This is a genomic window from Candidatus Poribacteria bacterium, from assembly GCA_009839745.1.
Lineage (GTDB): Bacteria > Poribacteria > WGA-4E > WGA-4E > WGA-3G > WGA-3G.
Genome location: VXPE01000131.1, coordinates 24,243 through 35,714, shown reverse-complemented (window position 1 = coordinate 35,714; position 11,472 = coordinate 24,243). Strand labels below are relative to the sequence as shown.

General features: G+C 44.5%; 4 protein-coding genes and 1 pseudogene (2 of these 5 running past the window's edge). 2 read left to right on the top strand and 3 right to left on the bottom strand.

Going from position 1 to position 11,472, the window contains the following annotated elements; all coding sequences use genetic code 11:
• The 3 genes from F4X88_20440 to F4X88_20430 all read right to left on the bottom strand — a co-directional run.
• Positions 1-746 carry the 5' portion of a TIR domain-containing protein gene (locus tag F4X88_20440; protein MYA58652.1) on the bottom strand. The gene continues 55 nt to the left of window position 1, outside the view, so only the first 746 of its 801 coding nucleotides appear in the window; it begins with the start codon at positions 744-746; its stop codon lies beyond the left edge, outside the window.
• Between the two features lie 180 nt (positions 747-926).
• The gene (locus F4X88_20435; GenBank protein ID MYA58651.1) at positions 927-4,676 is read right to left on the bottom strand and encodes a hypothetical protein; all 3,750 of its coding nucleotides are present in this window, start codon (positions 4,674-4,676) and stop codon (positions 927-929) included.
• Entirely contained in the window at positions 4,658-7,957 is a 3,300-nt protein-coding gene (locus tag F4X88_20430) for an ATP-dependent helicase (GenBank protein ID MYA58650.1), read from the bottom strand. The genes F4X88_20435 and F4X88_20430 overlap by 19 nt, the downstream gene beginning before the upstream one ends.
• 464 nt (positions 7,958-8,421) lie before the next feature.
• Between F4X88_20430 and F4X88_20425 the strand changes: the two genes are divergently transcribed.
• Both F4X88_20425 and F4X88_20420 read left to right on the top strand, forming a co-directional pair.
• The gene (locus F4X88_20425; GenBank protein ID MYA58649.1) at positions 8,422-10,431 is read left to right on the top strand and encodes a hypothetical protein; all 2,010 of its coding nucleotides are present in this window, start codon (positions 8,422-8,424) and stop codon (positions 10,429-10,431) included.
• A 2-nt stretch (positions 10,432-10,433) separates the two neighbouring features.
• Positions 10,434-11,472, top strand: a pseudogene (locus F4X88_20420) (hypothetical protein); it runs 86 nt beyond the window's last position.

The following is an 11,472-nucleotide window of genomic DNA, read 5'->3' as shown; positions in this document are numbered from 1 at the left end:
GGTTTAAGTTTTATAGCGGTGTTATAGTCCTTAATAGCGTTATTAACATCGCCTTTTATGTTGTAAGCAGCACCACGATTATTATAGGCAAAAGGACGATACGGGTCAAGATTGATACCGTGTGAATAACCTTTTAATGCCTTGTCTATTTCCCCGCGCTTCACCAAGTCGTCAGCTTGTTGAAACACCCAATCAGTCAATTCTCTACTTTGGTCCCTATTAGATTGAGAACTCTTTGTGCCTGCCCTCTCTTGATCTGCAAAGTTTCCAGACGACTTTGAGTCAGTACCCATTTCTCCCGTAGGTTCGGGCGATTCAGATTGAATAACTTCAATTATACGTTGAATACCAACATCCCAATCTTGATAGAGTTTAACATGCTGAAGATCGTGTAAGGTTTCACCTCCACCAATGTTACGATCAGGTATCTTACAGTTGTTCAACTTGACTGGAATAAACCATACTCTGTCAGTGGGTCGTTGACGTAGTTCCTCAATAGCGATCGTCAACTCTTCATTCATGTATGTCTTGTCAGTCTGACTGCGTTTATTATATTCCTTTGAAAAACATGCAATGAAAAAAGCACCTTCGCGAATAGCACCCCGAATTGCGTCTTTCCAACGGGATCCCGGTTTAATATCATTCCGGTCAAGCCAGACTTTAATACCGCGTGAGGTTAATTCTTGGCAAAGTCTGTCAACGATCTCCATATTTTCATGCATATAGGATATGAAAACGTGCTCCATTTCTTGAATTCCCTTTAGAATGCTGATGTGTTTTATTAAAAAATGATAGCATATTCAGTTAACGGATGGCAACCGAATTTGGAGTGGGACCCAATTAATTTCAAGCGTCACATACCGTTCTACTGGAGCGTAATCCGCGAAATCTGCCTAATCCGCGAAAATCCGCGATTCAGATATCTTTTATTTTTCCCTCAAACTCCGCGCCTTCCGCAGGCGTGCCTCCACCAGATTCACAACCGCTTCATATATGCCATCCCGCTCGCCTTGCGTGAGATCAAGCACGTCAAAGATGATTGTGTCAAGAGCGCGACGGTCATCTGATGGCTTGAGCATTTCCCACATAGTTGATGTGAATATCCCTTCATTCTTAAAGGCAAAGATTTTTGGGTCTAAGCAGAGCAACTCCGCAATTTCATAGGTCTGAATCTTCAGTAAACCGCCGCCGAAATTAGAACGTCCTGTCATATTTACCATCAGTTGAAACAGTGAAGAATTCAAAGAAGCACATAAAGATAATGTCAAATCCGAATCCGTATGTACTTCCTGGAAATTGTCACTGGTATAACAACCGTTTCGCGCATATAGGGTTCTGGCAGTCGAAGAAATTAGATAGTTGAAAGAGAGCAATGGAATTTCCCGTTCTCCCAAATCCCACCAGCGCGGCCGTCCCCGGCAACTCGGTCTCTGATGATACCCTTGTGATTCACCCCATTCAATGTATTCCAACGCCGCAGTGCCTGACAGAGAAGCTTTGTCGGCGTGGCACATAAACAACTTGAACTGCAATTGGCTCGGATCAACACGGATGCTCTTGCATTCTCGCGGACTCTTGATGACAGGCTTCAGAAATTCAGCCTCAATACCCCATTCCTGAATCCGCTCCGCATCCAGATAGAAAAATTCATTCGCCCCCGTTGTGAAGCCTCGTCTCACCTCCGCGATGTCTCCCAGACGCACCAGCTTGTCTTTTCCTTTCTCTAAAATCGTCCAATAGATGTCAGGGGCGCGGAGGTATTTTCCACCCCACTTGTCTCCCGCGTATCGGTTCTCGCGAGTGCCTGCCTGTGCTAACTCGGTGTAGGTGCGTGTTCTTTCTCGGCGATTCTCTACATCTGGGTCGCCGATGAAGGTCTTGAAGGTGAGAAAACGGACATGAGAATCCGCATCGGGAGTCCCATTTTGGAGGATACTCACGATAGTGTTGATGTCGGCACTCTCAAACTCACGTTCTGCCTCACTGTGGCAGATAACGGCACCCCTGGTATTGTCCAAGACATACTTCTGTAAGGGCGCGCCGTAGTTGACATCCAGCCAACTGTTGGAGCAGATAAAGGTATGGATGCCGTTTGAACTCAGCAGTTGCAGTCCGCGTTCATAGAAATAGACGTAGAGGTCCGCGGCACCGGTGTAACAGGTGTAGTATTTTTTGAAAGTGGGTTTGAGTGCCTTAATCTTCTCTTGACGGACGTAAGGTGGGTTGCCAATCACGACATCAAATCCGTCTGTGATACCGAACATCCACTCGGCATCAAAGAAATCGGCAACTGCATTCTGGTCATAAGGATCCCAGTTGGCAATTTTTTCAGTTGTTTCGCTGGGGAAACCATCGCTCTTGAGCAATTGGCTGATGTCGGCACGGATTTGCTTATCAAGGTTACGATATTTCTCTTTTGTTCTTGGAGTGCGGGCAGTGAAATGCTTTCTTCGGACACCTCCCAATTCCACTTCTTTACGGTCAATTTCTGGATTTCGCATTAACAGTTGTGCAGGTTTCTCCACACCGATGAGTGTGTTTCCGGCGACAAATTTGGTTTCCAGATTGGGCAATGGACGCACGCCTCTATTCTCTTGGACATCGTCAATTCGCTGGTCTACGACGAGGGAAATGAAGAATCGGAGTTTGGCAATCTGGACGGCAACCGGTTGGATATCCACACCGTAGATACAGTTCTCTATAAGATAAAGTTTTCTGCCGTAGTCGAGCTCGTTCCGCTCAAACGTCTCGTTGATGTTGTCTTTTTCCTGTTCAAGGTCACGGATGGTGTTGCGTCGAACCATGCTGTCGTCAATGTCTTCTGCCATGTCAATGAGGTTGTTGACTTTGGCAATCTGGCGTTGTCTCCACTGGTCGTTGCGCGGGTCGAGTTTTCCGAGAATGAAAACGAGTTTATGTAAGATGCCCATCGGGAAGGCACCCGATCCACAAGCAGGATCAAGTATTTTGAGGGTATCTATGGCGTTGATGAGTTGCTCGGTTTCGGCATCGGTGAATCGATGGGGTTCGTCGTTATAGGCAAGGAGGTGGCGGAGTTTAGTAGTAACCCCCCTGCCCCCCTTATCAAGGGGGAAACCGGACATCTCCAATGTGTTTTTGAGGTAGGCGATGAGGGATTCGTCAACCATGTAGTTAACAATCTCACGCGGTGTGTAGAAGGAGCCGGTCTGCTTCCGGGCAGTCGCACCCGTTTCAGGGTTATAGGCGGCAAGCAGGTTTTCAAAGACCTTTCCGAGCAACTCTGGATCGAGCGCGACTTCTTCCTCAATCGGTGTGTTCTCAGTAATCGTAAACTTGTAGCGGCGGAGAATCTCAATGAGTCCGCGGACCTTATACCGCTTGCCTTTTGTATCGTAGACGCTGTTGAGATCGACCTCCCTTTCCTCGGAAAAGAACAGGAAATTGGGAACGAACAGCTGATTATCAGCACGGTCAGAAAACCCATCAATCCGTAGAATCTTCTTGGGATCGTCCTTGTCTTCTTTATCCAAGCACTCAAAGAGCCCCCCATTCAAAAACGGAATTGTTTCAAAGTGTCGTAGCGTCTCATCTGAATTCTCGAAGTAATCCTCATAGCGATAGAGTGACGTGATATTGTAGTGCTGTCGTCCTTTGCCACGGAATTTACGGGGAACCCCCCTGCCTCCCTTATCAGGGGGATGTTTTCCAGCAGTATTCATCTCCTGATTAAGGGTCGCAAAAAAGAGATTTTGGAGAATCGCCTTGTAGTAGGTGCTCTCCTGCGGATCAGTGCTGACAAGGATCTTTTCTATCTCTCTCGGATTGAAAAAGATATCGGGGACTAATTTTTTCTCCTTGATGAACCAGACAAAAATTAATCGTGTAATCAGACGAATTACACTGGTGGCGTTGCGGACTTCTACATCTTCGCCTGCGTCCTCTGGGAAAGTTACAGTGTCCACTGCCCAGAAGTACCAGTTGGAGAGTTCGCGATAGAACCGTTTGTTGAGTTCTTGGATGTCGAGCGTTTTTGCCCATGCACGATGCAATTCAACAAAGTTGCTGAAGCCGTGAACTCTCAACAACTCATTGTGTGATAGGTCAAACAGAATTTGAACGTGAGCCGGGTGGGGATCGTGGGCATCGATGTCTTTAATCAGCGTAACCTTTTTTAAAACATCTTTCTCCTGATCTCGCTTGTGCAAACGCCGATCGATGACAGCGAGGGTCAAAGTTTGACCGTGTTGAAAGATTATCATGGCGGGCATCGGCATGAGTTTGTTGATTTCACGAGTAATTGTTGACAATTGGGTGCGAGTATAATGACTCTCCTTTAACTTTAAGGCAAAGAAAACGTAGGACTCCATAATGGTGTCATCAAGCTGGTGGTTTTTAAAAGCGATGCGCGTCTGATCTGTTCCGGCAATTTCTTCTTCTGTTAATTGAAACAGAAAATCAATTGACTCCCATTCATCCACCATTGCCCGTTCCCGGTTGAGTCTTCCAAACTGGTCGAAATACGAGATGAACGCCTCGGCGAGATTAGATTCAAGTTCTACTGTTATTTCACTTTCGTAACCGAGTGCGTTGAGCAGGTCTTTGGCATTTATTACCAGTGCGCCGCGTTGAAAATCTTTCAGTGCCTGCTCAATGTTTTTTCTTCTCTGCAGTTCGTTCATTGAATCACCAACCATGTAATCAGTTCAAAATCAGTTATATTGCGGATCTGCTTCTGTTGTTTAACCAGTTTCCCTCCACGACCCGATAAGAGGTTACTGACAGCTCGTTTCTGATAGGTGCGGCTGAGGGACTTAACCGCTCTCTGGAGCAGGTCATTGTAGTGGGTCATATTTGTGCCGTTATCGGTGTGATCGTCAAATAAATTACAGAGTTCCTCGTATGCCTGTTTGACATCCGCACACAACAGACGGTACATTTCAAGGATCTGTTTGGGTTGTGCGAAAGTAAATCGCACCTCGCCATCCTCGCGAATGTAGACAAGGAAATAGGGCTGTAACGGGTTTATCTTCTCATTTCCTTCCGAATCGCCTTTCTGCTGAAGGCAGAAGATAACACCTTTGGTCATCATCTGATACTTCGGATCCGGTGGCACAACGGCATAGAGTCCGAAAGGGGCATCCTCAAGGGTTTTCCGGTTGCTCTCAATATAATTCATCAGGTCAATACGGAAATCGTCAAGCGTAAATTCGTTGAGGGCGACACTTTCATTGAAATCTTCCAAGTCCAGGACTTCGTCTTTTAGTTTTAGGAGCTGCTGGTCACGATATTTGAGATCATCCTCAAGGAGTTCCTGAATTCCTTCGGGTTCTAACAGATTATCCCCTTGTGTTGCAGCAATGTCTACGAGTGCCATCCGTGCTTCAACCCGATTTTTCAACTTGATGTAGCGGTTCAGGTCAGGTGTGGGCCAGAAGTTGACGAGCTGAACGTTGTTATTGCTGTTGCCGATGCGGTCAATCCGCCCGAACCGTTGAATGATGCGGACAGGATTCCAGTGAATGTCATAGTTAATGAGGTAATCACAGTCTTGCAGGTTTTGTCCCTCTGATATACAATCTGTGCCGATGAGCAGGTCTATCTCCTTGTCTTGTGGCATGGTCTTCATCAGGTGACGCTTCTTAGATTTCGGCGAAAAGTTCGTTAGGATATTGCCAAATTCAGTCCTGCCGAAGGTTGTCTTATTACCGCTTGTCCCTCCCGATACCCTTCCGATATGGACCCCGAGATCTTCAGTTGCCCACTGTTCCAATGCATCATAAAGATATTTGGCTGTATCCGCGAAGGCGGTAAATACCAGAACCTTGCGATTCGGTTTTCCTTCTTTATTTTTTGTAGGTTCTTTAACCTTTTTGGCAATAAGTTTCTTGAGTTTTGCGAGTTTAGCATCGCGATCATCGGTAACATCCTTTGCATAGAGGTGAGGTAACTCAAGTTGCTCGCGGTCATTTTGTAAATCCTTCAACCACCTTTCCGTGTCAAGGTGTGCCATTTTGAAGATTAACTTTTTGCCTACCTGCATCGCCTCTTGCAGATCTTCATCCTCAAGTGCCTCTATATCGACATCCTCCAAATCCATTTCAGGATTTTCGCCCCGAAACTCCTGAAACCGTTTAATCCGTTTTTCCAACCTCTCGATTTTTTCGATTGTCCGTCCCATCGTAATTCCGAAGGAGTGAACAGAACTTTCCAAGCGTTTGAGAAAATTGACCTTCATCATACCAATCAGGTAGTGCTCACGGTCGCTTTGCGTAAATTGTCCAACCTGGCGTCCTACATCATACTTGGAAATATACTCAGGTAAAATATACTTCGACGGATTAAACAGGGAGAGTTGGTATTCGGAGATTTCTTCGTTGAGTTCGTCGTAAGACATGAACTGACCTTGCAAATCAATATCGGTGTAGACAGAAATCGGCTTGCTCCGTTCCGGAAATCCACCAAGCTCTTTAAGCGACTCTGGATAGTATTTCTCAATGTGTTTTCGAGAACGGGCAATAGTCAGTTCATCAAGGAGTTTGAAAAAGGTGGAACTGAGCCGTTCCAGTAGGTCCCGTGCCTGGCGGTTGTCCTGCTGCTTTGCCCAATCGGTAAAAATGCGTTGTGCGTCAGCAAGGGTCTTTTGTAGGCTATCAATACCGAGCGATTTTAGGAAGGCATCGTCTTGACCTTCGGTGAGGAAATAGATCTGATTACGGAGATCCTTCAGATTATTGTTCACAGGCGTGGCAGAGAGCAAAAGGACTTTGGTTTTGATGCCGCTCTGGATAATATCCTCCATTAGCCGTTGGTAACGGCTCTTGCGGATCAAATTACCGTCCTCATCTTTCTTACCGGGGGTATTGTTTCGGAAATTATGGGATTCATCAATGACCACCAAATCGTAGTTGCCCCAGTTGATGGTTTCGAGGTTAACATCCCCCGACTTTCCACTATCACGACTCAGATCGGTGTGTGAGAGGACGGTGTATGCGAATCGGTCTTTGAGAAACTGGTTCAATTCGCTGTTATTCTCTGCGCGGTGTTCTGTCCAGTTGTCTCGCAATTTCTTGGGGCATAGCACAAGGACTCTGTTATTCAGGAGTTCAAAGTACTTGATTATCGCAAGTGCCTCGAAGGTTTTACCTAAACCGACGCTATCCGCAATGATGCACCCGTTGTGTTGCTGAATCTTATTGATTGCGCCTTTTACGGCATCCTTCTGAAACTCGAATAAGGTATTCCAGATAACCGTATCAACGAGTTGCACATCCTCAGCGAGCAATCCACTTTTTTCCTGTTCGCCTAAGAACCGTTCAAAGATATGATACAACGTTTTGTAGTAGATAAACTCTGGGATATTGTTCTGATAGAGTTGCTCAAGGTATAACAGCACTTCGTCCTTGACATCCTCGACGAGTTCTTTGTCGTCCCAGATATCATCAAACCACGATTTCACGTCACTGCGGTCTCGGTTACTGTCTACTTCAAGATTCAGTTCAATGTTATTGTCTGTTGCACTCATACCGAGACCGCGCACGGTAAAATTGGAACTTCCGACGATGGCATCTTCCACGTCGCTATTGGCGATGTGATACATTTTCGCATGCATCAGATTAGATTTTTGAATGGATCGAATTTCCACCGTTTTCTCCCGGATCCATTCGGCACACGCTTTAGCAACCCAATTCTGTTTTAGCTGATCCTCGAATTTCAAACCTTCGGCTTCACCCTCAATTTTGAAGGCTTTCTTGTCAGTCTTTTCTGGATCAAGGTTTTTTATAAAGCGGGGTTCACCATACAGAAACCGGAGTTCCTTGATTTTTGTGAGCGACTCTTTGAGTGCTTGAAAGGCGTGGATCGTGAAGTAGGCGGAGACAATTGAAAGGGAGGATCCATCTTTGATTTTGGACTTCAGGAAGTCGCCAACGCTTCCCCTCTTATGATTATCTCGGATGCTGGATTTAAGGTTTGACATAGTTAACCTGATTCTGAACGCTTTGCTGCTATGATTCAAGATGTGAGGGGATCATTTAACTGAGGGTGGTTCATAAATTATTACAACCGCCAGCGCGAGAAATACGATCGTGCGTAAAGCATTCGTTGGATATGTGTCCCTGAACCCATGCTAATTATACGTTATGGATAAAAATTTATCAAGAATTAACATAGGTCTCACAGGACTACTCAGTTTTCATACTGCTGGGCATTTTACCCAGAAAATCGCGAACGGGAGCTTGCTCCTACAAAAGCGGACGTTTCAAAAATGCTCAAGAACATGGACGCTAAATAACCTGTGTTGCGTAAACATTAGGCGATTAGGCATTTTAATTTGACAAATTTTTAACATCTGTGGTATGATGAAATCAGAGTTGAGATTGTGCAATGATGCTTACCGAGAAAGCTTTGTACCAACCTCCCTGCCATACGGAATAAATAGCTATGATTATGTATGAACAATGGAACAAAGCAATCATCTCCTACTTTTTTGAAGATTGTGAGCCAAATGAGATTGTTTTTTTACAAACAGATGCTAATACACTTCTTGAAATTGCTGAGAAATCCAAATTCAGTGTAGCAGATCCTGATGAGGCTGCTGATAGTTTGACAGAAGCCGTCAGAACCAAGGTGGTTTACTCTAATTCAGTTATCCTTTCTAAAATAAATCCAACCCAAGCCAATCTCTGGAGAGACTCGACTGAAGAAGAACCGTCTCAAGTTGCTTTTCTGGCACTTACAGTACTCGCCGCGAGCCTGATGGGCTCTGAAGTTTCCGTAGCTTCTTCCAATTACTATGTTCGCCTTAATAAGTTATTGTTTGGGCGGTCGATTGAAGGGGCACCACAAGGTTTTGATAGACCCCAATTTGAAGATTTCTGGAAACAGTTCCGAGGATGGTTGCGAAATTATTATGATGTTGAACTTTATTTGACTGAAGGTTCATCAACTCGCAGATACGTTTGGTATCCGATTTCACAATGCCTGATTAGCAAAGGCGATCGACGGATCGTCTATCGCTTTTTCCGGGACCATCAGTTAACTCCATTTTCGGAAATCCCGGACAATCAACTTGAAAGAGATCTTCGAGTTTGGTTACCATCGCCAACTGGTTCTCCCCGACTCGCTCGTTATTTCTCCAGAGAACCCTATAGGAACTTAATTGTTAGCCAAGTTCAATCTCTTTTAAAATATTGGAACGGTGAGAGTGAAATTGCCCCAGACCAATCCCAAGGGCAAAGCCAGCCTACTTATTCGCTTATAAACGTTGAACTACGCTTTAAGCAGTTTGACAACATAGAGATTCGCTACTGGTTCCGAAGACGTGGAAGAGGTGACATTGAATGTAGAACTAATCCTTTTGGAATTAGTCATTTGCAGGTATTCAGTTCGGATCAATGGTTTCGACCGGAGGTTATCGACGACAATAGCCTATTCTGGAATCTGTCCGATCGCTCACAATTGCAAACAGATGAGACTAACCCAATAATCTATGCACTCAATCCTTCTGATGTCTGGGTTTTCCGAGAAGATTCAAAACGGGATGACGGATGGCTCTCTCAACGAAACATGCAACTGTATAAAAATCATTTAGTAGTATTCCATAGCGGATTGAGGGAGCGAGTCATAGATTGTTTAAGACAGATTTGTGAACGAGAATTTAAAGAACCCAGTCCTATCTATGTTGATGGAAAAGAACATGATTGGCTGTATCTGCAAGTTGAACCCACTCAACGTGTATCTTTTTCGGATGAGGATACCTGGAGACTTTCTGTCAACTCTAATGAGCGGATAAGTTTTATTGGTGGACTACCTGTCAACAATCAGCACGGTCGCAAGGCTTACCTTGATTTCTGTCTTCCTACTATTTTCGTTCCCGATCTTGGACTCCCTGATGAAGAGTTTTTGTCCGTTGGCGATCAGATTTTCCCGATTCGCGAAGATCGGCTTGTCTCCCTGGACAACAAGCTGGAACCAGGCACCTATCTTCTGAACTATGGAGGGCAAACAAGAGAATTACTGATTATCTCCCCGGAGCGTTCGTCAGAACAGCACGAACAGACCTTAACCGATGCTATAGCCGAAGATCCGAGGACAATGCCAACCTACGGTGAAAAGAAAATATCAGAAATTTCAGAAAAACCTGGAATTTGGCTAACAGGTGCGAAGTTTTTTGGAACAAGTATTCCTGAAGTTACATGGGATGATGTGAGAATCGAGCCACGAGTTAAAGAACGAGACGAAAGACAATCGCCTGCTTCCCTCATCTCATCAATCGTAAAACTTGCCATTGAACTGAAGTCCGACCAAGTTTCAATCCCGAATTGGTTGAGCGAAGCGATCAAATACATAGATCAGAATGTTGCTATGCGATCCCTTGTTGAGAAGAAATTACAACAATACCATGAAACAGCATTGTCGTATGCCGATCTCCATAAGCGAGGGGGTGGGTAGTTTTGGAAGCAAAACCTTATCCAGTAGAAAAAAGAAGAATTTTAATAGAAAGAAGTCAGGCAACTTTCGTTGCTTTTTTGCAACAAGTAGCCGATCCTCAAGGAAGGAACTTTGTACGAAACCAATTGCTTCAACGTAGAGTACCTGGATTCCGGGAAGGGCGCGCCCCACTTAAACGAACGGTTCCGCAGTTGATTCATACCCTCAAACAAGAACAGGAACTTACGAATCCTGATTCTGCTATCTGGGATTTGTTTACAAAGGCTTGGATGTACTGGGTTAAATCTCATCCTGAATTGGACGATGTTCTCACTACATTTGACAATGGGGCAGATTTTGATGACAACCACCAATGCATTAGACTACCGAATAGTAAGTTGGACGTTGAGGGCTTTAGAGTTCTGTTAGAAGCAAGCCACAAGAGCCAAATTGATCAGGAAACAATTCGGGACTTTTACGAGTATGGCTACTTTAAGACAGATGCAGACATCGAAAATCTAATTGATCAAGCCCTACCTCGGCAGAAAATTGAACAGAAACAACAGATAGAACAACTTCCAGATCAAGTTGATAGCATTCGCCGAGAAGTAGATGAGCTTCGTTCTCAAATTTCTGATTTAAAGGTAGTCAATGAATTAGAACAAATATTAGATCAACAAATTGCCAATGCTCAGCAATCTTTCGAGAATCAGATTTCGGAATTATCACATCAAATTTCAGAAGTTCGACAATACTTGGAAAATCAGATTTCGGAATCAAATTTTACACAAACGATTAGTCCATTAAGGCAATCAATCACAGCACTTGAAACTCGAATTACAGAATTCATTCATGCTATTGATAGACAAATCACACCCGTTGCTCAGGAAATCCGAGATACGAATCAATTTGTTGAGGATCGGCTTGAGACAGTGCATAATGATATTTCCAAAATTCAATCTACGGTAGAAAAGCAAAATCAATTTACACAACTTGCCCAGCAGATTCGAGATACGAATCAATTTGTTGAGGATCGGCTTGAGACAGTGCATAATGATATTT